The organism is Citricoccus sp. NPDC055426, from assembly GCF_040677445.1.
GTDB lineage: Bacteria > Actinomycetota > Actinomycetes > Actinomycetales > Micrococcaceae > Citricoccus.
The window spans coordinates 195,446-219,309 of the sequence record NZ_JBFARZ010000004.1; the positions used below are offsets into that span (position 1 = coordinate 195,446).

At 69.8% G+C, this 23,864-nt stretch carries 26 protein-coding genes; 14 read left to right on the forward strand and 12 right to left on the reverse strand.

Annotated features, from left to right (window positions below):
- Positions 1-11 precede the first annotated feature (11 nt).
- From AB0K08_RS08765 to AB0K08_RS08775, 3 genes are read left to right on the forward strand one after another with little or no spacing between them, the layout of a single operon-like run.
- A complete protein-coding gene (locus tag AB0K08_RS08765; RefSeq protein ID WP_363353439.1) occupies positions 12-458 on the forward strand; it encodes a helix-turn-helix transcriptional regulator in 447 nt (148 codons plus the stop codon).
- Positions 455-865 (forward strand): VOC family protein, encoded by a 411-nt coding sequence (locus AB0K08_RS08770; protein WP_363353441.1) that lies wholly within the window; start codon positions 455-457, stop codon positions 863-865. Before AB0K08_RS08765 ends, AB0K08_RS08770 begins: the two co-directional genes overlap by 4 nt.
- Positions 862-3,255 (forward strand): excinuclease ABC subunit UvrA, encoded by a 2,394-nt coding sequence (locus AB0K08_RS08775; protein WP_363353443.1) that lies wholly within the window; start codon positions 862-864, stop codon positions 3,253-3,255. The genes AB0K08_RS08770 and AB0K08_RS08775 overlap by 4 nt, the downstream gene beginning before the upstream one ends.
- A 16-nt stretch (positions 3,256-3,271) precedes the next feature.
- Here the strand turns inward: AB0K08_RS08775 and AB0K08_RS08780 are convergent, their stop codons facing one another.
- From AB0K08_RS08780 to AB0K08_RS08805, 6 genes are all read right to left on the reverse strand, one after another.
- Entirely contained in the window at positions 3,272-4,888 is a 1,617-nt protein-coding gene (locus AB0K08_RS08780; RefSeq protein ID WP_363353445.1) for an ABC transporter permease subunit, read from the reverse strand.
- Positions 4,885-5,877 carry an ABC transporter ATP-binding protein gene (locus tag AB0K08_RS08785; RefSeq protein ID WP_363353447.1) on the reverse strand — a complete coding sequence of 331 codons (993 nt, stop codon included), beginning with the start codon at positions 5,875-5,877 and terminating at the stop codon, positions 4,885-4,887. Before AB0K08_RS08785 ends, AB0K08_RS08780 begins: the two co-directional genes overlap by 4 nt.
- A complete protein-coding gene (locus AB0K08_RS08790) occupies positions 5,874-6,545 on the reverse strand; it encodes a TetR family transcriptional regulator (protein ID WP_363353449.1) in 672 nt (223 codons plus the stop codon). Before AB0K08_RS08790 ends, AB0K08_RS08785 begins: the two co-directional genes overlap by 4 nt.
- A 98-nt stretch (positions 6,546-6,643) precedes the next feature.
- Positions 6,644-6,961 carry a hypothetical protein gene (locus tag AB0K08_RS08795; protein ID WP_363353451.1) on the reverse strand — a complete coding sequence of 106 codons (318 nt, stop codon included), beginning with the start codon at positions 6,959-6,961 and terminating at the stop codon, positions 6,644-6,646.
- 95 nt (positions 6,962-7,056) lie between these two features.
- Complete coding sequence (locus tag AB0K08_RS08800; protein WP_363353453.1) at positions 7,057-7,359, reverse strand: GNAT family protein; 303 nt, start codon at positions 7,357-7,359, stop codon at positions 7,057-7,059.
- A complete protein-coding gene (locus AB0K08_RS08805; protein WP_363353455.1) occupies positions 7,347-7,559 on the reverse strand; it encodes a hypothetical protein in 213 nt (70 codons plus the stop codon). The genes AB0K08_RS08800 and AB0K08_RS08805 overlap by 13 nt, the downstream gene beginning before the upstream one ends.
- 166 nt (positions 7,560-7,725) lie before the next feature.
- Between AB0K08_RS08805 and AB0K08_RS08810 the strand changes: the two genes are divergently transcribed.
- Positions 7,726-8,334 carry a YetF domain-containing protein gene (locus AB0K08_RS08810; protein WP_363353457.1) on the forward strand — a complete coding sequence of 203 codons (609 nt, stop codon included), beginning with the start codon at positions 7,726-7,728 and terminating at the stop codon, positions 8,332-8,334.
- On the opposite strand, the gene AB0K08_RS08815 is transcribed toward AB0K08_RS08810, so the two are convergent.
- Complete coding sequence (locus tag AB0K08_RS08815) at positions 8,326-11,001, reverse strand: multicopper oxidase domain-containing protein (RefSeq protein ID WP_363353459.1); 2,676 nt, start codon at positions 10,999-11,001, stop codon at positions 8,326-8,328. The genes AB0K08_RS08810 and AB0K08_RS08815 overlap by 9 nt on opposite strands.
- On the reverse strand, positions 10,998-11,270 hold the full coding sequence (locus tag AB0K08_RS08820) for a DUF2249 domain-containing protein (protein WP_363353461.1): 273 nt from the start codon (positions 11,268-11,270) through the stop codon (positions 10,998-11,000). The genes AB0K08_RS08815 and AB0K08_RS08820 overlap by 4 nt, the downstream gene beginning before the upstream one ends.
- Positions 11,271-11,351: 81 nt before the next feature.
- On the opposite strand from AB0K08_RS08820, the gene AB0K08_RS08825 reads away from it, so the two are divergent.
- Genes AB0K08_RS08825 through AB0K08_RS08840 form a run of 4 tightly spaced genes read left to right on the forward strand, consistent with a single transcriptional unit; the run spans position 11,352 to position 15,083 of the window.
- The gene (locus tag AB0K08_RS08825) at positions 11,352-12,059 is read left to right on the forward strand and encodes a helix-turn-helix domain-containing protein (protein WP_363353463.1); all 708 of its coding nucleotides are present in this window, start codon (positions 11,352-11,354) and stop codon (positions 12,057-12,059) included.
- A gap of 40 nt (positions 12,060-12,099) precedes the next feature.
- A complete protein-coding gene (locus AB0K08_RS08830) occupies positions 12,100-13,107 on the forward strand; it encodes an endonuclease/exonuclease/phosphatase family protein (RefSeq protein WP_363353464.1) in 1,008 nt (335 codons plus the stop codon).
- A gap of 31 nt (positions 13,108-13,138) precedes the next feature.
- Positions 13,139-14,572, forward strand: coding sequence for an MBL fold metallo-hydrolase (locus AB0K08_RS08835; RefSeq protein ID WP_363353465.1), 1,434 nt, complete (start codon positions 13,139-13,141; stop codon positions 14,570-14,572).
- A gap of 40 nt (positions 14,573-14,612) precedes the next feature.
- Positions 14,613-15,083 (forward strand): VOC family protein, encoded by a 471-nt coding sequence (locus AB0K08_RS08840; RefSeq protein WP_363353467.1) that lies wholly within the window; start codon positions 14,613-14,615, stop codon positions 15,081-15,083.
- 10 nt (positions 15,084-15,093) lie between these two features.
- On the opposite strand, the gene AB0K08_RS08845 is transcribed toward AB0K08_RS08840, so the two are convergent.
- Both AB0K08_RS08845 and AB0K08_RS08850 read right to left on the reverse strand, forming a co-directional pair.
- Entirely contained in the window at positions 15,094-15,678 is a 585-nt protein-coding gene (locus tag AB0K08_RS08845; protein WP_363353469.1) for a hypothetical protein, read from the reverse strand.
- The gene (locus AB0K08_RS08850; protein WP_363353471.1) at positions 15,675-16,376 is read right to left on the reverse strand and encodes a hypothetical protein; all 702 of its coding nucleotides are present in this window, start codon (positions 16,374-16,376) and stop codon (positions 15,675-15,677) included. The genes AB0K08_RS08845 and AB0K08_RS08850 overlap by 4 nt, the downstream gene beginning before the upstream one ends.
- A 76-nt stretch (positions 16,377-16,452) precedes the next feature.
- Here AB0K08_RS08850 and AB0K08_RS08855 point away from each other — a divergent pair, with 76 nt between their 5' ends.
- Positions 16,453-16,878, forward strand: a complete 426-nt coding sequence (locus AB0K08_RS08855) for a DUF3054 domain-containing protein (RefSeq protein ID WP_363353473.1) — start codon at positions 16,453-16,455, stop codon at positions 16,876-16,878.
- A gap of 49 nt (positions 16,879-16,927) precedes the next feature.
- Entirely contained in the window at positions 16,928-17,218 is a 291-nt protein-coding gene (locus AB0K08_RS08860) for an Lrp/AsnC ligand binding domain-containing protein (protein WP_363353475.1), read from the forward strand.
- A gap of 44 nt (positions 17,219-17,262) precedes the next feature.
- Here AB0K08_RS08860 and trpD read toward each other — a convergent pair whose 3' ends face one another.
- The gene (trpD, locus tag AB0K08_RS08865; protein WP_363353477.1) at positions 17,263-18,327 is read right to left on the reverse strand and encodes an anthranilate phosphoribosyltransferase; all 1,065 of its coding nucleotides are present in this window, start codon (positions 18,325-18,327) and stop codon (positions 17,263-17,265) included.
- A gap of 351 nt (positions 18,328-18,678) precedes the next feature.
- Here trpD and AB0K08_RS08870 point away from each other — a divergent pair, with 351 nt between their 5' ends.
- The 4 genes from AB0K08_RS08870 (at position 18,679) to AB0K08_RS08885 (ending at position 22,998) form a co-directional block, all read left to right on the forward strand.
- Positions 18,679-19,257, forward strand: coding sequence for a heme-copper oxidase subunit III (locus tag AB0K08_RS08870; protein WP_363353479.1), 579 nt, complete (start codon positions 18,679-18,681; stop codon positions 19,255-19,257).
- A 95-nt stretch (positions 19,258-19,352) separates the two neighbouring features.
- Entirely contained in the window at positions 19,353-20,156 is an 804-nt protein-coding gene (locus AB0K08_RS08875) for a cytochrome c (protein ID WP_363353481.1), read from the forward strand.
- Positions 20,157-20,224: 68 nt separating this feature from the next.
- Entirely contained in the window at positions 20,225-21,304 is a 1,080-nt protein-coding gene (locus AB0K08_RS08880) for a Rieske 2Fe-2S domain-containing protein (RefSeq protein ID WP_363353483.1), read from the forward strand.
- Positions 21,305-21,309: 5 nt separating this feature from the next.
- Complete coding sequence (locus tag AB0K08_RS08885; RefSeq protein ID WP_363353485.1) at positions 21,310-22,998, forward strand: ubiquinol-cytochrome c reductase cytochrome b subunit; 1,689 nt, start codon at positions 21,310-21,312, stop codon at positions 22,996-22,998.
- A gap of 220 nt (positions 22,999-23,218) precedes the next feature.
- Here the strand turns inward: AB0K08_RS08885 and AB0K08_RS08890 are convergent, their stop codons facing one another.
- Entirely contained in the window at positions 23,219-23,800 is a 582-nt protein-coding gene (locus AB0K08_RS08890; protein WP_363353487.1) for a dihydrofolate reductase family protein, read from the reverse strand.
- Between the last annotated feature and the right edge of the window lie 64 nt (positions 23,801-23,864).

Here is a 23,864-nt window from a genome sequence, read left to right on the forward strand (position 1 = left end):
GCCCATCCGCGGTGTCCCGGCCCATCCCGCTGGAGGACCTGGTGCGGTTGCGCCGGGTCCGGGACCGGATCGACCGCGAGTACCGGCAGCCGCTGGACGTCCCGGCCCTGGCCGCGGGTGTGGCCCTGTCCGCCGGGCACCTGAGCCGGTTGTTCCGGCGGGCCTACGGCGAATCGCCCTACTCCTATCTCATGACCCGGCGGGTCGAGCGGGCCATGTCCCTGCTGCGCGGCGGCGGGATGAGCGTGACCGAGGTGTGCTTCGAGGTCGGCAGCTCCTCCCTGGGCACCTTCAGCACCCGGTTCACCGAGCTGGTGGGGATGCCGCCCAGCGTCTACCGGGAGCGGGCCGGCCGGGACCCGGACGGGCTGCCCACCTGCGTGGTCCGGCACGTCACCCGACCGGTCAGGAATCGAGAAGCGCCCGGCGCGGCCGACGGTCTACGCTTCAATCCATGAGCACCACCATCCACTCCAGCTTCCTGCCCCACCACGATCCCGAGGCCTCCCTGGCCTTCTACCGCGACCTGCTCGGCTTCGAGATCCGCCTCGACGTCGGGACGGGCACCATGCGCTGGATCACGGTCGGCCCGGCCGGCCAGCCGGACACCGCGATCGTGCTGACCCCGCCGGCGGTGGATCCCGGCATCACCGAGGCGGAGCGCCAGTCGATCGCCGAGATGATGGCCAAGGGAACCTATGCCGGGATCAACCTCGCCACCGAAGACCTCGACGGCTTCTTCGAGAGGGTCCAGGCCGGCGGGGCGGACGTGGTCCAGGAACCGATCGAGCAGCCCTACGGGCTGCGGGACTGCGCCTTCCGGGATCCGGCCGGGAACATGGTGCGCGTCCAGGAGACCCGATGAAGCAGCGATCCGCCCACCACGCCGCCGACCTGCATGACACGATCCGGGTGGTCGGGGCGCGGCAGAACAACCTGAAGGACGTCAGCGTCGAGCTGCCCAAGCGGCGCCTGACGGTCTTCACGGGGGTCTCCGGGTCCGGGAAGAGCTCCCTGGTGTTCGGCACCGTGGCGGCGGAGTCGCAGCGGCTCATCAACGAGACCTACTCCTCCTTCGTCCAGGGCTTCATGCCGTCGATGGACCGGCCCGAGGTGGACGTGCTGGAGGGGCTGACCACGGCGATCATCGTGGACCAGGAGCGGATGGGCGCCGACCCACGGTCCACCCTCGGCACCGCCACGGACGTCAACGCGATGCTCCGGATCCTGTTCAGCCGGGCGGGGACACCGCACATCGGCCCGCCCAACGCCTTCTCCTTCAACGTGCCCTCCGTCTCGGCCTCGGGTGCCATCACGGTGGAACGCGGCGGCAAGACGATCGCGGAGAAGGCCACCTTCAACCGCCTCGGCGGCATGTGCCCGCGCTGCGAGGGCCGCGGCGCGGTCACGGACTTCGACCTGACGGCCCTGTTCGACGAGGAGAAGTCCCTCAACGAGGGCGCGCTGACCGTGCCCGGATACTCGATGGACGGCTGGTACGGCCGGATCTTCTCCGGCTCCGGCTACTTCGACATGGACAAGCCGATCAAGAGGTTCACCAAGAAGCAGCGGCACGACCTGCTCTACCGCGAGGCCACGAAGATCAAGGTCGAGGGCATCAACCTCACCTACCTCGGACTCATCCCGCAGATCCAGAAGTCCATGTTGGCCAAGGACCGGGACGCCATGCAGCCGCACATCCGCCGCTTCGTGGACCAGGCCATCACGTTCACGACCTGCCCGGACTGCGAGGGCACCCGGCTGGCGGCCGAGGCGCGCTCCGTCACGATCGGCGGCAGGGATGGTGGCCGGGACGGGGCCAGGAACATCGCCGAGCTGTGTGCGATGCAGATCTCGGACCTGGCCGCGTGGCTGAAGGAGCTCACGATCCCCTCGGTGGGGCCGCTGCTGGACAACCTGACGGAGACCCTGGACTCCTTCGTGGACATCGGCCTGGGTTACCTCAGCCTGGACCGCCCTGCCGGCACCCTCTCCGGCGGTGAGGCGCAGCGCACCAAGATGATCCGCCACCTCGGTTCCTCCCTGACGGACGTGACCTACGTCTTCGACGAGCCCACGATCGGTCTGCACCCCCATGACATCGAGAAGATGAACCAGCTGCTGCGCCAGCTGCGGGACAAGGGCAACACCGTGCTGGTTGTGGAGCACAAGCCGGAGACCATCCGGATCGCCGACCACGTGGTGGACCTGGGCCCGCGGGCCGGGACCGAGGGCGGCGAGATCACCTTCACCGGCGACCTCGCCGGCCTACGTGCCTCGGACACCCTCACCGGGCACCACCTGGATGACCGCGCCCGGCTCAAGGACACGGTGCGGCTGGCCACGGGGCAGCTCGAGATCCGCGGCGCGGACGCCAACAACCTGCAGGGCGTGGACGTCGACCTGCCCCTGGGGGTGCTGGTGGCGGTGACCGGCGTGGCAGGCTCCGGCAAGAGCTCCCTGATCCACGGCTCGGTGGCCGGGCGCGAGGGGGTCGTGGTGGTGGACCAGGGTGCCATCAAGGGCTCCCGCCGGTCCAACCCGGCCACCTACACCGGGTTGCTGGAGCCCATCCGCAAGGCCTTCGCCAAGGCCAACGGGGTCAAGCCGGCCCTGTTCAGCGCCAACTCCGAGGGCGCCTGCCCCACCTGCAAGGGCGCCGGCATGATCTACACGGAGCTCGGGTTCATGTCCACGGTGGCCTCCACCTGCCAGGACTGCGACGGTCTGCGGTACCAGTCCGCCGTACTCGAGTACCGGTTGGGGGAGAAGGACATCGCCGAGGTGCTGGCGCTGTCGGTGGCCGAGGCCGAGCGGTTCTTCTCCGAGGGTGAGGCCCGCCTGCCCGCCGCCCACAAGATCCTGGTGCGCCTGGCCGACGTCGGGCTCGGGTACCTGAAGCTGGGTCAGCCGCTGACGACGCTCTCCGGCGGCGAGCGGCAGCGCCTCAAGCTGGCGAACGAGATGGGCGCGGCCGGGGAGGTCTACATCCTGGACGAGCCGACCACCGGCCTGCACCTGGCGGACGTGGAGAACCTGCTGGGACTGCTGGACCGGCTCGTGGACTCCGGCAAGACCGTCATCGTGATCGAGCACCACCAGGCGGTGATGGCGCACGCGGACTGGATCGTGGACCTGGGGCCGGGGGCCGGGCACGACGGCGGCCGGGTCGTCTTCGAGGGCACGCCGGCCGAGCTGGTGGCCGGGCGAACCACCCTGACGGGCCAACACCTCGCCCAGTACGTGGGAGAGTAGCCCCGCCGGACGCCCTTCAGTGCGAGGCGATGTCCCGGCGCCGGTAGCCGGCGATCCCGACGGCGGCCAGCACCACGGCGATCCCTGTCATCACCAGCAGGGCCACCGTCTCGGCGCCTCCGACCTCCACGGCCGGCAGAGCGGGGACGTGGGTGAACGGCGAGAGGTCCATGGCCCAGTCCGGCAGCTGCAGCAGTTCGCCGAGGAACAGCGCCAGGGCGATGAACACGACGAACGGCCAGGCCAGCACGGTCAGCCGGGGGAGCAGGCCGAACAGGGCCACGGCAAGTGCGGTGACCACCAGGATTGCCGGTAGATAGGCGATCCCGGCCACCGTCATCTCGCCGATCCAGCGCCCCTGGCCGGTGCCGGCCCAGACGCCGAGGCCCACGCCCAGACCACCGAGCACGGTCAGGAGAGCAACCTGGACGGCCACCGTGCCGAACCAGCCCGCCAGCACGGAGACGCGCGGCCGGCCGGACACCAGCAGCAGCTCGGACCGCCCGGAGGACTCCTCGGTCTTCAGGGTGAGGACGCCGGACACCCCCACGATCAGCGGCGCGATCATCACATAGGACAGGATGATGCCGGCGAACTGGGCGGTGAGATCCGTGCCTTCCAGCGCCATCCACTGCGACAGGGCCGGGTTCTCCTCCAGGATGTCGTCCAGGGAGTTCGCCAACGCCCCCATCGCCACCGCGAAGAAGAACGCCCCAATGGCCCAGACGAGAATGGATCCCCGCTGCAGGCGCTCAGCCAGCCCGGCCGGGGCCAGGAGGCTGCGGGCCGCCGTCGCCGGCCCCTTGGAGGCCGGGCGCAGTCCGGCTCCGAGATCGCGACGGGTCGCCATCACACCCGCCAGGGCGAACAGTGCGACGGCCACCGCGAGGGACACCAGCAGCGGCCACCACCGCAGGTCCACGAACAGCCGGGTCTGCTGCGCCCAGGCGAAGGGTGAGAACCAGGACAGCCAAGAGCCGGTGTGGTGGATGACGTCCCCGATGCCGCGCACCAGATAGGAGACGGCCAACCCCGCCATCGCCAACCCGGCGGCACCGCGGGCGTATTCGGTCAGTTGCGCGGCGACACTGGCCAGGGCCGCGAAGACCAGCCCGGTGAGCGCCGTGGCAGCGCCGAAGGCCAGGCTACTGGCAGCATCCAGGCCATCATGGCCGACGGCCAGCAGCCCCAGTGCGGTCGCCGCACCGACCAGCAGTGCGGACAGCCCCACGGTGGCGATGGCGGCTGCTGGAGCGGCGAACCGGCCGACGGGAAGGGCGCGGACCATCTCCAGGCGCCCTGACTCCTCCTCGGCGCGCGTGTGGCGGACGGTCTGCAGGATCGCCATGATTCCCACGGCGAGGAACACGTAGAGGCTGAGCTCGTTGGCCACCATGGCCCCGAAGGTGTAGTCGTCGGCGGCGAAGGCGGGCCCGGTCATCATCAGCGTGGCCGGATTCGTCAGCAGGGATCCGCGGGCCTGGATCGACTCGGGCGTGGGGAAGGCCTCCTCCAGGGCCACCACAGAGCCGTAGACGCCCAGGCCGACGGCGAGGGTCCAGATCAAGATGCGCCACCGGTCCCGGCGCAGGTCCAGCCGGAAGAGCGCTCCGGTGCCGTTGACGGCGTTCATGAGTCCACCGTCCCGCCGTAGTGGCGCATGAACAGGTCCTCCAACGACGGCGGTGCGATCGTCAGGTTCTGCACGCCGGCTTCCGAGAGGGCCGCCAACACCGTGGACATCCGGTGGTTGTCCACGTCGAAGCGCACCCGGGCTCCCTCGGCGCCGTGGTCGACGGCCAGGTCGTGGATCCCCTCGAGGTCCCGGAGACCGGACGTTCCCGCTGGGCCGGACGGGCCGGCGTCGTCGGTGGTGGTGTTGACCGTGGCGTTGACGGTGGAACGTGTCAGGTGCCGCAGCTCGGCGAGGCTGCCGGATTCGACGGCCCGGCCTGCGCGGATGATGGTGACGGTGTCACAGAGCTTCTCCACCTCGCCGAGGATGTGGCTGGAGAGCAGCACGGTGCGGCCGGAATCCCGCAGCGCGCGGACCTGAGCGGTGAAGACCGCCTCCATCAGCGGGTCCAGGCCGGAGGTCGGCTCGTCGAGCAGGAACAGTTCGGCATCCGAGGCCAGCGCCGCGACCAGGGCGACCTTCTGGCGGTTGCCCTTGGAGTAGGTCCGGGCCTTCTTGGTCGGGTCCAGGTCGAACCGTTCGATCAGCTCGTCACGTCGCCGCCGGTCCTGGCCCGCCCCGCGCAACCGGGTCAGGATGTCGATGGCCTCGCCGCCGGTGAGGTTCGGCCACAGACTCGCGTCACCGGGGACGTAGGCGATGCGGCGGTGAATGGCCACCTGCTCGCCCCAGGCGTCCTGGCCGAGCACCCGTGCCGTCCCGGAGTCGGCCTTGAGCATGCCGAGCAGCACCCGGATGGCAGTGGACTTGCCGGCGCCATTGGGTCCCAGGAAGCCCGTGACCTGCCCGGTGGGCACGCTCAGGTCGAATCCGTCGAGGGCCCGGGTGGCGCCGAAGGCCTTCACGAGACCCCGCGCCTCGACGGCCGGGGTTCCGGGGTTCGGCGTGGGGGCGGTGGTGGCTGCATGCTGGCCGGGGGCGTTCATGGTGTGGTCCTTTCGGCGGGCTGCTCGCGTGCTTCCCGGCTCGAGTCCAGGTAGGCGTCCAGCAGGGAGGAGTCGGTGAGCAGGGGTTCGGTGAACAGTTCGAGGGCGGGGAGCAGTATGCGGGCGGCATAGTCCTCGAACCACTGCGGCAGGGCGTCGAGGTCGAGCGTCTCCTCACCGGTCGGGAGGTTCAGCAGCAGGGATCCCAGAGAGAAGTCGGTGAGCAGCCGGGCGCGAGCCTCCGGGTCGCGGCTGGGAGAGACGGTGCCCTCTCGGACACCCTCGCGGAGGTATTCGACCGCGTCAGCCACCATGCCGTCCACCAGGTGGGTCGTCATCTCACCGCCGGCCTGGAGGCAGCGCAGCACGTAACCGACCAAGGGCGCATACTCGTCGATCTTGGCCAGCTGGGCCAGCATCGCGGTGGGGGCGCCGGGGGAGGAGACGACGCCGGTCTTGTTGTCCCGGATCGCCGCCTGCACGTGCTCATCGCAGGCCAGGCGCAGCCCCGCCCGGGAGCCGAAGTGGTGCATGATCAGCGCGGCGCTGACCCCGGCATCCGCCGCGATGGATCGCAGGGGTGCCTCCAGCCCATCCCGGGCGAACCGCAGGATGGCGGCGTCCCGGATGCGGGCCCTGGTGTTCTGATCGTCCCTGGTTGAACGCATGTTCAGAAGACTAAACATCTGTTCAGATGATGGCAAGGGCCTGACATCGAGGTGCGGCCATCGCAGAGAGGCCGGGGATCAGCAGGGATGAGAAGGAATCAGAACAGCCGCAGAATGAACCCGAGCAGTGCCGTTGCGGCCCCGCCGATCCGCAGGGCATTGATGAGGGTGCGACGGGCGGGGTCGATCAACTCCGCGAAGCCCAGCAGGACCATGAGACCGACCATGGTCAGGGACGATTCTGGCATCGCCTCGACCGCCGACACGGACGGGATGACGAGACTGGCCAGGAGCAACAGGCCGAAGGCGATGACGGAATACTGTGCCATCCGGGGCCGTCGCGGCGGGCCGAAGAACTCAGCCTTCAGGGCAGGACCGATCGAGGAGGAGTCCGCCGCAGGGTCCGATGCCATCATGCAGCCAGTGTCGCATTCGCGTCCGGCTGGTTTCAATGGAGGCCTTGCCGCGCAGTTATGTCAGGTCATTCATCGGGTTGGCGAGGTTTAGGGGCTCACCCCGGGGCCAGGTATCCGAGCGGAGGCGGCCGTAGGTCAGGACGTCGACCGCCGTCCATGAGGAACTTCTGCCGCTCCGTGCCCTCGTGGACGAACCCGGCCGCCCGGGCCACGGCGCCGGAGGCCGGGTTGTTCACGCGGTGTCCGAGCTCCAGGCGCCGCAGCCCGCCGACGGACAGGGCCCAATTCGCCACCGTGCGCGCAGCGGGACTCATCCAGCCGCGATCACGGGCGGCCGCATGCAGCCAGTACCAGAACCTGCCGAGGCCGTTGTCCGCATCCACGGTCAGGCCGACCATGCCGCGGAGTTCGTCGGAGATCCCGTCGGCGACGGCTGTGGGCCGTCCGGATCCGTCAGGCGTGCGAGCAGATTCTGCGCCTGGTCCAGGGTTGTCACGTCACCCTGGCGCTCCATATCCGGGTGGGACGTAAACGCGGCCAGTACGGCCGCAGCGTCATCGGCGCGCACCGGGCGCAGATGGGGCAACGCGGTCGTCATCAGACCATTCAAGCAGGCCCACTCCCAGGCTCGCACGTAACGCCGATAACCCACATTATGTCAACTAAAGGCTGAACGGCACCCCCTCCTGGCCCACGTCGAGCATCCATCCGGAGCCCGTCGGCACCCGAAGCGTGCCCTGCTGACATGGTCCTAGGCTGTGGGCATGGAGGCCTTCAGCATCACCCAGGACCAGTTCGTCGCCACCATCGGCCTGGAACTGTGGCGCATTCCCGTGGTGATCGCCTCGGCCATCGCCATCTACGTGGTCTTCCTGCTGCTGATCCGCCTCTTCGGAGCGCGCGTCCTGTCCGGATTGACCGGCTTCGACGTGGTCGTCGGCATCATGCTCGGCGCGGTCGCAGGACGAGTGATCATCGGCGACCCGCCCACGCTGACCGCCGGGATCCTCGGCCTGGTGACCCTGGTGTGCTGTGAGGCACTCTTCGGCTTGATCCAGAAGAACATCGGCGTGCGCCGTGCCGTCAACGCCCAACCCACCGTGGTGCTGGCCCACGGCGAACCGCAGGCGGACCTGATGCGCCGGACCCACGTCTCCCATGAGGACCTGATGGGCTGCCTACGCCGGGCCGGGATCCCCGATCCCGCCCTGGTGCTGTGCATCGTCCTCGAACCCACGGGTGCACTGAGCGTCATCCGCCGGGGCGCAGACCTCAACCAGGTTATCCTGGAGGGCGTCCTGGGGGCCGATCGTGTGCTGGGCGGTGGACCCCCGACGCCCCCACCGCCGGAGCACGGCGCGGGCTCACCCTGAGACCTCCATGATGCCATGGGCGCCCTTCTCGGCATCGCCCATCACATGGGACACCACCGGATAGTGACCCGCCTCCGGGAACACCAGTTCCACGAACCCTCCCTGGGCCGGCTGCAGGGCCAGCGCCTGGGAGCCGTTGCCCCGGTTCCCGAAGGCGTCCACACCGTGGACCAGCTGGTAGGCGCCCTCCAGGTAGCTCGTATCGAACTGACCGCCGACCACGTGGAGACTGCTCGGCCGGTTGGGTCCGGCATTGACCATCCAGAGCCGGACCCGCTCCCCCACCTCTGCAGTGAACGGGTACTGATCGTATTGGTTCGCCATGCCGTTGAAGACCACCCGGTCCGGTGTCTGGGCGAGGACCTTGGCCCCATCCACCTCCTCGGCGTCTTCCGGACCACGGGCATCGTTGGCGAGGTAGACCTCGGACTGCACGAGCAGGTAACTGCGGTCCACCTCGGGCAGACCGTCAGGCTCGATCACGACAGCGCCGTGCATGCCGGCGGAGATGTGGGTGCTCATCGGCTCCGTCGCGCAGTGATACATCCACGCCCCGGCCCGTTCTGCGGAGAAGCGGTAGGCCAGGCTCTCCCCCGGCTGGATGGTCCGCATGGGCTGGTCTGGTGCCAGCGTCCCGGCGTGGAAGTCGACCGAGTGCCCCGTCGTGCCGTCGTTGACCAAGGTGACCTCGAAGACGTCGCCCACCCGGCCGTGCAGCGTGGGCCCCACCGGACCGCCGTTGAAGGTCCACCGCGTCTGCCACTGGCCGGGGGCCACCTCGAGCGGGACCTCGGTGACGGTCAGCGTGATCTCATGCACCGTCCTGTCCCCCGGCGGGCTTCCCAACGGCGCCAGGACTGGGTCCACCGAGTGGCCCAGCTCCGCGCCGGCCCGCGGCGGGATGAACGACGCCGGCCCGTCGCCTTCCGCGGAATGGTGCCCCTCACTGCCGGGTGAGGCGCCGCCGTCGGACCCCTCCTCGACGACTACGGCGAAGGTCATGCCCATCGCCGCGTGTCCGGCGATGGTGCACAGCCCCTCCAGCGGGCCGGACACCACCCCGACGTCCAGTTCGGCGCTCTCCCCCGGTGCCAGCCGTGGCGTCCGTTCCCCGGCCACCGACAGGTCGTGGGTGTTGGAGGCATCGTCGTTCGTGATGATGAGCACCAGGCGGTCCCCCGCCCGGACCGAGACCCGGTCCGGGAAGAACGCCATGCCCCGCGCGGAGACGTCCACACGCACGGTCTCCCCCGTCGGCACGACCCCAGCATGCTGGTCTCCCGCGGCGCTGGGGCCAGCCGTGGCGGACAGTCCGAGGCCGGTGGCCACGGCCAGGGCCAGGACCGCCGCGCCCGCCACCAGTTGCCGGGCGGACCAGAGTCGCGGCAGCTCCCGCCGCACCGGTGGTGTCCCCGCCGCGGTGTCCCGCCGCGCCGTCAGGCTCGCCCGGATGGAGGCGATCAGCAGCGGGATGAAGACGGCCAATCCCACGAGCAGCACCGCTGACACGGTCACCCGCACCCAGCTGGGCAGCGGCAGCAGGTAGAGCACCAGGCCGCCGTTGACGAGCACCAGTCGCACCGTCGCGGCACGGTTGAGGACCTCCAGCGCGGCGCGCACGGCCTTCGGGCCGCCCCCGAGCACGGTGGGCACCAGGTGGCTCAGCGCCCCGAGGAGCAGCTGGGCGGCGAAGCCGGCGGCGAACACGGTGGAGACCGGGGCGTAGCCGGCACCGAGCTGTTCCCAGCTCCGGCCCGTGGCCAGGAGCCACGCGACCCAGCTGATCCCCACCAGGCCCCAGACGAGGGCGCAGCCCACCGAGGCCGCTGAGAACTCCCTCGGAGGCTTGGTCCGTACCGGCCGGATGAGGGCGCGGGCCCACCACAGCAGTCCCAGCAGGTAGACGAGCAGTCCGGTCAGCGCCATCGGCCGCAGTCCGGCCAGGCCGCCGGTCACGAGGACGGCCAGGCCGGTCAGCAGCACCGGCAGGGCCTGACCGGCCAGCCGGGCCGCCCGCTCATCCATGCGGGTGCGCAACAGGGTGGGCCAGAACGTCACCAGGGTGCCGGTCACCGTCAGGCCGACCCAGCCGAGCAGGTTCGCCATCGAGTGGGACAGCAGCAGCTGGCTGTGCCACGGATCGGCCGGGCCCCGTCCCAGCAGAACGCCGAAGGTCGCCCCCGCCGCCAGGCACACCGTGGCCGCCACGTAATAGTGGATGGTGATCCGGAAGCGTGCGGTCAGGGAGGCCCTCAGCATCCGCCACAGGGCCGCACCGTGCCAGAGCACGGCGCCCACGGCCACCGCCGCCCCGGCCAGCACCAGCCACCACCAGCCCGCCGGGTAGCCGACGAGGACCAGCAAGGTGCCTCCCATCAGCGCCTCGAGTCGGGTGTTCTGCGCGGTGAGTTGTGGCGCGCCGACGGGCACCTTCAGGAGGGCCTGGGCGAAGTACATGCTCCAGACGAGGATCGCGTGGCCCAGGGCGCCGAGCAGCACCAGATGGATGAGCAGCCATCCGGAGGACGGCACGGAACGGTGGATCAGCGCAACCACCACGGCGGTCACCAGCCACAGGACCACCGGATAGTCGCGCCAGGGTGAGCGGCGGCGGGCCGGACTGCGGGCCGGGCCGCGGACTGCGGCCTGCGGCGACCGGTCGGTCACGGCGCGGTCTTGGTCAACCGGACCCGCACCTCCTGCGGCTGCTTCGACTCGTAGTCCACCCCCACACGGTCCCCGAACCGTTCGCGCATCTGCTCCAGCAGCGGCAGCGGGTCGTGTGGTGCGACCAACACCATGGACATCCCCGGCTTCAGCTGGTCGACGGCCCCGAGCACGGCGCCGTGGCGGACCGCGTGCGGGATGGTCCGCGCGTCCAGGACGATGTCCTGTCCGGCCTCGGTGAGCGGCAGTCCGTTCTTCAGATGGTCCATGGCGTGCTCCTTCGCGGGGTGGTTAAGCGGTCCACCCCATTTTATCCAGAGAACCTCGTGTTTAATAAGTAGACTGGTTCCATGACCTCCACCGCCGGTCCGGCACCGCTTCCCCGGCCCCGTCCCCTCGGACGGGCCCGGCTGCGGGTGATGACGGCCGTGGATGAGTCCGGGGACGAGGGGCGCACGGTCGCAACCCTGGCCCGCCAGCTGGGCATCCATGAGAACTCGGTGCGCCACCACCTGACGGCCCTGGAGTCCGAGGGCCAGGTGGAGTCGACCTCCGAGGTGACGCAGCGGCGCGGGCGGCCGTCCCTGATCTACCGCACGACGCCGGCCGGCCGGCAGGCGGCATCCGGCACCGGCGGGGCGGCCTCCCCCGAGCTGATGGATGCACTCCTGGCGACGGCCGGGTCCCATCCGGACTTCCGCCGACAGGCGGGCGAGGAGTGGGGTCGGCGCATCGCCGGACCCGCACCCGGGCCTACATCGGGATCGGCTGCCGATCCGGCCGCGGATCCGGCGTCTGCCCCGGACGACATCAGGTCCACCCTGGGACGGGTCATGACCGGACAGGGCTTCACCTCGGTCGAACACGGAGGGAACCTCGAACTGCGCACCTGCCCGCTGCTCGATCGGGCGAGGGCAGACCCGGAGTCGGTCTGCGGACTGCACGCCTCGATGTTGCAGGGCATCCTGGGCGCCTGGGGTGTGCCGGGCGAGACGATCCTGGAGCCCTTCGGTCTGCCCGGAGGATGCCGCGTCGTCCTCCGGGACGTCGGCTCATGACCGGGCCCGGGGCGTCCCGGGGCTTGTTAGGGTGGAGAGCGTGGCTGCTCGAGAGAATCCCGCCCCCGGCACCCTCACCGTCACCACCTTCAACGTCCTCCATGACACCCAGGAACGCACCGGCCGCGCCCTGACCGCCGCCGCCGGACTGAACGCCACGGCACCGGACCTGGTGCTGCTGCAGGAACTGCCCTTCGAAGAGGACCACTCCTCCGCCTATCTGGACACCCTGACGGCCGCCACCGGGCTCAACGTGGCCTACGCGGCGCCCCTCACCGCCCCGAGGCCGCACACCACGGACCGCTCCGGGCCGGGCATCCTGCACGGACCGGCCCTCGTCCTGGAGGAGGCCGGCACCCTGCCGCCGGTCCCGGGGCTCGAGGGCTACCTGCCGGTCCCCCAGGGCAGCTGGGCCGTGTTCGCCGAGGCGCCGTCCGACCCCGCCCAACCCGACCCCGCCCAGGCCAGCCCCTCCGAGCAGGCGACCGGGGCACCCGGCCGCGTGGTCGCCGTCGTGAACCTGCATGGGGTCTGGGGCGGTGACCGCGCCTACGAGCGGGAGCAGCAGATGCTGCATGCCGTGCGCTGGGCCGAGAGCCTCCGGCAGCGGCTGGCGGACCGCGAGCCGCTGCTCGTGCTCGGAGGTGACCTGAACACCGTCCCTGAGTCCTCCGTGGTGCGTTACCTCACCGGCCTGCAGCCCCTGGGCACGGCCGGGACCTACTGGGTGGATGCCTGGGAGCACGCCGGGGACGGCACGGCCGGGCACACCACCTCCGCGGACTCCGCCTGGTTCCTGCAGACGGCCCGGGGCGTGGGCATCCAGCGTCCCGAGTCCGTACCGCCGCGGCGCATCGACTACCTGTTCGTCCGGGACTGGGTCTACGGCCGCCGCGGCCAGCCGCTGGACACCCGGGTCGACCTCACGGGCACCGGCCGCAGCGGCTGGCACGCTTCGGATCATTTCGCGGTCACCACGGTGCTCGACACCGGCCGGTACCAGCCCGCCGCACCCCGGACCTCCTCCGCCAGCCGCGCCCTGGACTAATCTGACTGCCATCCCCGTCTAGGAGCGCGTCATGTTGTTGGAACGGATCTATGACCACGACCTCGCCCAGGCCAGTTACCTGATCGGCTGCCAGGCGGCCGGACAGGCGGTCGTGGTGGACCCCCGCCGGGACATCCAGGAGTACCTGGACCTCGCCGCGCGGAACGGGATGAGTATCACCGCCGTCACGGAGACGCACATCCACGCCGACTACCTCTCCGGGTCCCGGGAGCTGGCCGCCGCCACCGGGGCCACGCTGTCCGTCTCCGCGGAGGGCGGCCCGGACTGGCAGTACGCCTTCGACGCCGAGCGGCTCTCCGACGGCGACGCCATCACCGTGGGCAACCTCACCCTGACGGCCGTGCACACCCCCGGTCACACCCCGGAACACCTGTCCTACCTGGTCACCGATGGCGCCGTGACGGACCAGCCGGGCTACCTGCTCTCGGGCGATTTCGTGTTCTCGGGAGACCTCGGGCGCCCGGACCTTCTGGACGAGGCCGCCGGAGGGGTGGACACCCGCTACGAGGGGGCGCAGCAGCTGTATGCGTCCCTGCGGGACGTGTTCCTCCGCCTGCCGGACCACGTCCAGGTGTTCCCGGGTCATGGGGCGGGGTCCGCCTGTGGCAAGGCGCTCGGGTCCCTGCCCTCGACCTCCGTGGGCTACGAGCGCCTCTCCTCCTGGTGGGGCCCCTACCTGGCGGCCGGGGACGAGCAGGGATTCATCGACGAGCTGTTGGACGGCCAGCCCGACGCCCACGCCTACTTCGGCCGCATGAAGCGCCAGAACCGGCTGGGTCCGGAGGTGCTGGGTGTCCGTGAGCCGCTGCCCGAGCTGGATGCCGCGACCGTGGCCGCCGGCATCGAGGACGGTTCCCTCGTCCTGATGGACACCCGTCCGGTGGACGCCGTCCACGCCGGGACCGTGCGTCGGTCCCTGTCCCTGCCGAACCCGGGCAAGATCGCCAGCCACGGCGCCTGGGCCTATGACCCGGAGGTGGACTCCACGCCGATCGTCCTGTTGGCCGCGGACGCTGACGAGGCCCGCGACTACTGGGACCACCTGGTCCGCGTCGGGGTGGACCGGGTGGCCGGCTACCTCCCCTCGATCGAGGGGCTGCCGTCCGCGACCCCCACCGTTGTCTCGCCCGCCGAGCTCGGGTCCACGGACCACGTCCTGCTGTTGGACGTCCGCGGCAAGGGCGAGCACGCGGCCGGGCACATCCCCGGGTCCCAGCAGCTCAACGCCGGCCGCCTGCTGTGGAACCAGCGCTCACTGCCCCGCGAGGGGACCATCGTCACGTACTGCCAGACGGGCGTCCGCAACTCGGTGGCCGCCTCCACCCTGCGCCGCGCCGGCTTCACGGTCGCCGAGCTGGACGGCTCGTATGCCGGCTGGCGGCGCTGGCAGGCGGAGCGGGAGCACGACGCCGGCCACCCGGCTGCCGCGTCCGGCGTCGCCTGAGCCTGTTCGCGCCTCGGGTCCGCGGCCTACGCTCGGGACCATGACCACGGACCACGCCGCCGGCCCCGCCTACGGACTCCAGCTCTGCGTCGACTGCACCGACCCGCACGCCCTGGCGGACTGGTGGGCGCAGGCGCTGCGCTGGGAGGTCGAGGACCAGGACGAGGACTTCATCCGGCGCATGGTGGCCGAGGGACACGCCTCCGCCTCCGACACCACCACGCATCGGGGCCGGGTGGTGTGGGTGGCGGGCGCCGCCATCTGCCCGCCGGCAGGGGCCGCGCCCTCGCGCAACCTGCCGCGCATCCTGTTCCAGCCCGTCCCGGAGGCCAAGGCCGTGAAGAACCGGGTCCACTGGGACCTGAGGGAGCCGGGGTCGGACGATGCCCGCCGGGCGGCCGAACTCGAGCGGCTGCTCGGATTGGGCGCCACGAAGATCGGCTCGGGACGCCAGGGGCCGTGGGCCTGGACGGTGTTGCAGGATCCCGAGGGCAATGAGTTCTGCATCTGAGACGCCCGCCTCAGGCCAGCAGGACCGCCACCCCGACGCAGGCGCAGGCCCACAGCTGGCTGGAGAACGTGCCGAGGATGAACCGCTCGGCGGCGCCGGACTTGCCCAGCTCCGAATAGCGCCCCAGGGCCTTGACGGCCAGGATGATCGCGAGGCCCTCGGGCCAGCCCATGATCAGCGTGGAGGCGACGGCCAGCCGTTCCAGTACACCGATCCAGGCGCCGCCCCGCAGCACGGGCTGTGCCTCGAGTTCCTCGTTGAAGACCTTCTGCCCGTCTGGACCGGTCAGCACCCGCTGGTGTTCGGGGTGGGTGGCGTTGAAGGAGAGCTGGAGGATCGCGGTGGTCGGCGCGCCGCCTCCCGCGGTGGCCGCCACCACGGCCAGCGGACCGACCAGGGACCATCCCACGCCGCCGTCGGAGGCTGCGGCCAGGGCCGCCGCCGCGCCGAGCAGCAGCAGCTGGGCCACGGCCGAGGCATAGAGGATCGACTGCGGGTGTCCGGGCGTCCCCCGGAGCCGCAGGGAGAACTGCGGCACGCCCAGCACGCCCGCCAGCAGGAAGAGGGCCACGGAGAAGCCCGCCAGTTCCGTCATGCCTGCCCTCCCGGGTCGGTCTCCTCGTGTGCCGCCTCGACCAGCCGGTCGACGCGCTCCAGCATGGCAGACACCACGGACGCCAGGCGCCGGGACTCGCCCCACAGCCCACTGCGCAACCGGGAGCTGACCGCCTGCTGGCTCACCCCCAACTCATCGGCGGCCTCGCGCTGTGTCTTGCCGGCGTCCATCCACCGGCCGGCCTCCTGGCCCTCCGCGCTCCGCCGGAATTCGAGTTCCGCGAGGAGCTGCAGGCTGGCCTCGATGGCCTCCAACAGCTCCCCCGTCTGGTTCAGGTCCTGGTTAGGGGCCTGGTTCCGGTCCTGGCTCTCACCATGGCCGGCGCCCGGCGTCGGCCCCGACACGGCCACGCGGCCGGACGAGTGCTTCGCCCGCTCCACGGCCTCGCGGGCGTACTCGAAGGCCGGCCCCGCCCCGGCGCGCGTCTCGGCCGGCAGGGGACGCCGCACCGCTCCCACGCCGATGCCCACGCTCCAGTGCCCGGAGCGGGCCGCCGATAGGGCGATGCCCACCACGGTGTCCGCGAGCTCCACCACCCCTTGGACCTCGTCCCCCGCCGTCCGCTGGAAGGGGCGGAGGATCCCCTGGGCGGACGGGGCGTTCAGGCCCTCGACGAGGGCTGCCACCCGGTCGGGCCCGCCGCTGGAGGCGCGCTGGTCCATGGTCATGACGAACATGAAACAAGGATAGGGGCTTGTTCCTCGTTTCACAAGGATTATTCATTGTCGAATGGCCGAGCGGTAGGCTGGGGGGATGCCGTCCTCCCCTGCACCCCAGACCGCCTCCCCCGCCGTCCGCTCGGCAGGACCGTGGATCGGAGGGGCCGCCGACATCCTGTTGATCGTGCTCTTCGCCGCACTCGGCCGGCGCACCCACGAGTCCGGGATGGATCTCGGCGGCCTGCTGCTGACCGCGCTGCCCTTCCTGGTCGCCTGGGCCGCGGCCACCGCCCTCACCCGCCCCCGGTACACCTGGGGCAGGGTCTGGCCGGCCGGCGTCGTGGTCTGGCTGGTGACCGTGGTGGGCGGGCTGGGCCTCCGCGTGGCGCTGGGCGACACCGCGGCCCCGTCCTTCCAGCTCGTGACCGCCGGTGTCCTGGGCGCCTTCCTGCTCGGCCGGCGCGCCATCACGTCACTGATCCTCCGGCGGCGGCGCGGGCGGGCCGCTCGGCAGTCATAGGATGGCCACAGACCCCACAGACCCCACAGACCCCACAGGAGGTTCCACCATGGTGACCGCATTCGTGATGATCAAGACCGACCCGAACCGCATCCCGGAGTGCGCCGAGCAACTGGCGGACCTGCACGGGGTGACCTCGGTGTACTCCGTGACCGGCAACTGGGACCTGGTGGCCATGGTGCGGCTCCGTCAATACGACGACCTCGCCGACGTCATCGCCGATCAGATGTCCAAGGTGGAGGGCATCCGGGACACCGAGACGATGCTGGCCTTCCGTGCCTACTCGCGGCATGACCTCGAAGAGGGGTTCGCCCTCGGCTTCGAGAACATCGAGCAGTAGCCGCGGCGCGGTACGCCTGGGCAGGTCCGCCTGAGCGGGTGCGCCTAGGAGTGTGAGACCTGCACCCAGGCGTCCAGCACGCGTTGGGCGGCACCGGAGTCGATGGACTCCGCGGCCCGCGTCATATTCGCCGTGATCCGGTCGAAGAGGTGCCCCTCGGCCGAGGTGTCGAAGGCCGTGAGGCCGGCCGCGGCGTTCAAGAGCACCGCATCCCGGACCGGACCGGGCCGGCCGGCCAGCAACTCGCGCACGATCCCGGCGTTGTGCTGACCGTCCTGACCTGCCAGGGCCTCCACCGGGGCCAGCTCGACCCCGAAGTCCTGCGGCTGCAGCACGTGCTCGGCCACGGCACCCTCCCGCACCTCGAAGACCGTGGAGGGACCGGAGGTGGTGATCTTGTCCCGTCCGTCACTGCCCCGGAACACCAGGCCCCGCAACCCGCGGTCCGCCAGCACGCCGGCCAGCAGCGGGGCCATCCGCTCGCTGGCGCAGCCCAGGGCCTGCGCGCGGACGCCGGAGGGGTTGGTCAAGGGTCCCAGGTAGTTGAAGACGGTCGGCACGCCCAGCTGCTTGCGCGCGGGGGCCACGTACTTCATCGACGGGTGGTACCCCTGGGCGAAGAGGAAGGTGATGCCGGCGGAGGTGGCGCATTCCACCACCTTCTCCACCGGCAGCGAGAGGTCCACACCGAGTGCTTCGATCACGTCCGCCGCGCCCGCCGTTGAGGAGGCACCGCGGTTGCCGTGCTTGACCACCGTGGCGCCGGCGCCGACGGCCACGAGGGAGGACATGGTGGAGATGTTGACGGTGCCGAGCTTGTCCCCGCCGGTGCCGACGATGTCCAGGGTCTCCCCCGGCACCTCGAGGTGCACCGCGTTGTCCAGCATGACCTGGGTGAGTCCCAGCAACTCCTCGACCGTCTCCCCCTTGGAGGCCAGCGCCACCAGGAAACCCGCGATCTGCGCGTCCGTGGCGTTGCCGGACATGATCTCCCGCATGGCCCACATGGCCTCCTCAGTGCTCAGATCCCTCCGGGAGACGAGCCGGCCGAAGACGTAGGGCCACGAGAGGGACTGGGGTGCAGAGATCGATGTACTCACGCCGATCATGCTATCGCCGGCCGGATCCAGCACCGTGGCGTGCGAATCACTGTTGCACCCCGGGCGGCAGGGACGGGCGAAGTCCACCGGGGTCTTCCCTCGGGACGGACATTAGGACATACTCGTGACTCGTAACCCGGCGGAGGCCGCCGGACAACCGTCAACTGACCTGCAAACCTGCGTATTCGCTGAGTGTCAGGATCGAAGTTCGTGGGAGATGGCTCCACCCGGGAAGAAGAGGAAACGCCGAAACGTTCGTCGCATTGGAGCCGGGGACCGTTTTAGGGCCATAATGGCTGGGTGACGACTGCAACCCATGCCCTCCCCAGGCCCGCAACAGGACTCCCCAGCCGACCCAATATGGTGCAAGTGGGCACCATGGTCTGGCTCTCCAGCGAGATCATGTTCTTCGGCGGGCTCTTCGCCATGTACTTCACGCTGAGGTCGACCTCGCCCGAACTGTGGGCGGAGGGCACCGAGACGTTGAACGTCCCCCTCGCCTTCGTGAACACCCTGATCCTGGTGGCGAGCTCCTTCACCGCCCAGGCCGGCGTGTTCGCCGCCGAGCGCCTCCAGCCGCGCCGCACCGGCGGGGTCTTCTCGCTGAAGAGGTGGGGCATGATCGAGTGGTTCGTCCTGACCTTCATCATGGGCGCGATCTTCGTCTCCGTGCAGTGCTATGAGTACGCGGTGCTGGTCTCCCACGGTGTGACGATCGACGCCAACGCGTACGGTTCCGCCTTCTACATCACCACCGGCTTCCACGCCATCCACGTCTTCGGTGGACTCGTGGCATTCCTGTTCATCATCGGCCGCGCCCACCTCGCCAAGCGCTTCGGCCACCACGAGGCCACCTCGGCCATCGTCGTGTCCTACTACTGGCACTTCGTCGATGTCGTCTGGATCGCCCTCTTCGCCATCGTCTACTTCCTGAAATAGACCGCACCAACTCCGGACCACCCGCACCACACCGAGGACGACCGGATTCGGAACGTCACCCTCCTCCGGTCAACAAGAAACGTTAGGAACCAACCGTGAAGGCACTTTCACAGAAACGGCGCCACCCCATCGCCGGGCTCGCGCTGCTGCTTCTGGGACTTCTCATCACCGGCGGCCTCTACTCGGTCGCCAGCACCATGAACCAGGCCCAGGCCTCCACCACGGGTTCGACGTACAGCGCTGAGGACATCACCGAGGGCGAGAAGCTCTTCAACGCCAACTGCGCCACCTGTCACGGCATGGACGCCGTCGGCACCGAAGACGGACCCACCCTGATCGGCGTGGGTGCCGCCTCCGTCAACTTCCAGGTCGGCACCGGCCGCATGCCCATGCAGATGCAGGGCCCCCAGGCCCAGGCCAAGCCCAACCAGTTCAGCGACGAGCAGACCATGCAGCTGGCCGCCTACGTGGCCTCCCTCGGCGCCGGACCGGCCATGCCGGAGGAGCAGTACCTGGACACCGACCACGAAGATGTGGACCTCGGCAACGGCGGCACCCTCTTCCGCGTCAACTGCGCCATGTGCCACAACGCGGCGGCGTCCGGTGGCGCCCTGACCCGTGGCAAGTTCGCCCCTGACCTGGCCAACGTGTCCGAACAGCACATCTACGAGGCCATGGTCACCGGCCCGCAGAACATGCCGGTCTTCAGCGACGCCAACATCAAGCCCGAGGACAAGCGGGACATCATCGCCTTCCTCAAGCAGATCGAGAGCCAGGGCTCTCCGGGTGGGGCCTCGCTGGGCTCCCTCGGTCCGGTGTCCGAAGGCCTGTTGGTCTGGACCGGCGGACTGGCGCTCCTCGTCGGCTTCATGGTCTGGCTGACCTCCAGGTCCTCCTGACCTGACGGCGCCGTGGGGGCGCCGATCACACACAACGTCACCATCACTCAAGCAAAGGATTCAGATCTATGTCTGAGCAAAGCCACGGAGGCCCGGAGCACTCGGGAGCCGTTGAGCACGCCGGTGTGGAGGAGTCGGGCAAATACGCCGTCGACAACCCCGGTATCCCTCCGCACCGGCCGCGGCTCGCGGACGAGGACCCCCGGGCAGCCAAGCGCGCCGAGCGACAGGTCGCCTTCCTCTTCGGACTCTCGATCGTCGGCACGCTGCTGTTCTTCGTGGGCTACTTCGTGGTCGGCCAGATCGGCCCGGAGACCGCCATCTCCACGGTCCGGCTGCAGAACATGCTCCTCGGCCTCGGCACGGCCTTCGCCATGCTCGGCATCGGTGTGGGCATCGTGCATTGGGCCAAGACCCTGATGCCGGACCACGAGGTCACCGAGGAGCGGCATGAGGTCCGCACCGAGGCGGACCGTCAGCTGGCCGTCGGCATGGTCGAGGACATCATCGACGAGACCCAGATCAAGCGCCGTCCGCTGCTGCGGAACACGCTGATCGGTGCGGGTGCCCTCGCCGTCCTGCCGGCCATCGCGATCTTCCGCGACCTGGACGACACGGACAACTTCAGCGACCTGGCCGCCGAGAACTTCGGCCCCGAACGCCTGCGCCACACCATGTGGGCTCCGGACGTCCGGTTGGTGCGTGACCCCACCGGCACCCCGATCAAGGCCTCAGACGTCACCATGGGCTCCGCCTTCCACGTGATCCCGGAGGGCCTCAGCGAGCTTCCGTTCCCGGAACAGCTCAACCAGAAGTCCAAGGCCGTGGTGCTGCTCATGCGGCTGAACCCCGAGGACATGCAGGTCTCCCCCGAGCGGGAGGACTGGAACGTGGACGGCATCGTCGCCTACTCCAAGGTCTGCACGCACGTCGGCTGCCCGGTGGCGCTCTATGAGCAGCACACCCACCACCTGCTGTGCCCCTGCCACCAGTCGACCTTCGACCTCACGCAGGAATGCAAGGTCATCTTCGGCCCGGCCGGCCACGCCCTGCCGCAGCTGCCGATCACCGTCAATGAAGAGGGGTTCCTCGTCGCCCGCAGCGACTTCCACGAGCCCGTCGGACCGGCCTACTGGGAGCGTGGCTGACACCTATGAGCACCTCAACCAACACCGAGTACCAGGCGAGCACCCCCACGGGGAAGATCGCCAACTTCATGGACACCCGCGTGGGCGTCTCCCCCATGGTCAAGGAGTTCGGCCGGAAGATCTTCCCGGACCACTGGACCTTCATGTTCGGGGAGGTGGCCCTGTACACCTTCGTCATCCTGTTGATGTCGGGCACCTTCCTGACCTTCTTCTTCGACCCCTCCATGGCGCACACCACGTACGAGGGCTCGTACAAGCCCCTCTACGGTGTCCAGATGTCCGTGGCCTACGCCTCGACACTGGACCTCACGTTCGACATCCGCGGTGGCCTGTTCATGCGTCAGGTCCACCACTGGGCGGCCCTGCTGTTCGTGGCAGCCATGTCCGTGCACATGCTGCGCGTGTTCTTCACGGGTGCCTTCCGTCGCCCGCGTGAGCTGAACTGGCTCGTGGGCTGCGCCCTGCTCATCCTGGGCCTGGCCGCCGGCTTCACCGGCTACTCCCTGCCGGACGAGATGCTCTCCGGCAACGGCCTGCGGATCATCGACGGCGTGGTCAAGTCGATCCCGCTGATCGGCACCTACATCTCGTTCTTCCTCTTCGGCGGCGAGTTCCCCGGGGACGACATCGTCGGGCGCCTGTACATCCTGCACGTACTGGTGGTGCCGGCGTTGATCCTGCTGATGATCGTCATGCACCTGTTCATGGTGGTCGTCCACAAGCACACGCAGTACCCCGGGCCCGGACGCACTGAGAACAACGTGGTCGGCTACCCGGTCGGCCCGGTGTACGCGGCCAAGGCCGGTGGCTTCTTCTTCATCGTGTTCGGCGTGGTGGCCCTGCTGGCCGGCTTCTTCACCATCAACGCCATCTGGAACTACGGTCCCTACGATCCCTCCCCCGTCCAGGCCGGCACCCAGCCCGACTGGTACATCGGGTTCGTGGACGGCGCCCTACGCTTGATGCCGGGCATGCTCGGCGACTTCTCCTTCAAGTGGAACATCCCGCTTCCCTGGGGGACCAACACCTTGGCCCTGGGCGTGTTGCTGCCCGCCCTGGTCCCGGCCGGCATCCTCTTCGGCGTGATGTTCGGCTGGCCGTGGATCGAGCGGTGGATCACCAAGGACAACCGCGAGCACCACATCCTGGACCGTCCGCGCAACGCCCCGACCCGCACCGGTGTCGGCGTGGCCGGCATCGTCTGGTACTGCGTCATGTGGGCGGCGGCCTCCTCCGACCTCATCGCCACCCACTTCCACGTCTCGCTAAACGATGTGACCTACTGGTTGCGGTTCCTGTTCATCTTCGGCCCGATCATCGGCTTCATCATCACGAAGCGCGTGTGCCTGGCGCTGCAGCGCAAGGACCGCGAGATCGTGCTCCACGGCCGCGAGGCCGGCGTGATCGAGATGACCCCCGAGGGCGAGTTCCGGGAGCGCCACGAGCGCCTGGACGACTACCGGCTCTACAAGCTGGTCAGCTTCGAGTCCAAGCGTCCCCTGCCGGCACAGCCGGGCCGCGACGGCAAGGTCTCGGGCAGCGAGAAGGGCCGTGCCAAGCTCCACCGCTGGTTCTACGAGGACCGGGTGGAGCCCGTGACCCGCGCCGAACTGGCTGAGGCCAAGACCCACGACCACGGGCACGTCCCGGACGCCGTGGAGGAGCAGGACAGTCAGTCCTCCATCGGTCGCTGACCGGTAGCGGACCGGACCCCAGGTCCAGACCGCACCATGAAGGGCCCCACCTGAAGGTGGGGCCCTTCTTGCTGTCCGCGGCCTCCCTGGCCAGCGCCTCTGCGCGGCACCGACCGTTCCAGACCGCTCGCGGGCGCCGCTGGCGGTGTCCTAGCACGCTGAGTCGACGCTGGGCGCTCCACGCCGCCCCTGGGCCCCTCACGGTGGTGTTGTCGCGCCGTCAGCGGCGCATCAGATAGCGCAGATGCAGCACCCGGTGGCCTTGGAGCACCACGTCGGGATCCTCCAACAGGTGTGGTGCGTGGACGGACCCGAAGTAGCGCTTGCCGGCCCCGAGGACCAACGGCACGACGTCCATCCGCACCTCGTCGACCAGCCCCGCGGCCAGCACCTGGCCTCCGACGTCGCCGGCGGCGACCTCGACGATGCGGTCACCCGCAAGCTCCTGGGCCGTGTGCACGGCCGCCTCGATGCCCTCGAGGAAGTGGAACGGCGCCTCGGGCTCCCAGGGCTCGGGTGGCGGCCGGTGGGTCACGACGACCACGTGGTCGACCCCACCCGGCGGCGTCCCGCCCCATCCGCCCGTCAGGTCGAAGACGTGGCGGCCCACGATGGTGACCCCGATCCGGTCCCAGTACGGCCGGGTGTAGTCGTAGGACGTCTGCGACACCGTCAAGGCGCCGCTCTCGTCCAAGGGGACGTCTCCGGTGGTCAACCACTCGAACAGCGGACCGGGCTCGTCGTGCTCATCCGCGATGTAGCCGTCCACCGACACCGAGCCGTACATGACCACCCTGCCCATGGGGCTCTCCTCTCCAGTGGGGGTGCCCCATGGTAGTCAGTCCTGGGCACCGGGCGTGTGGTGC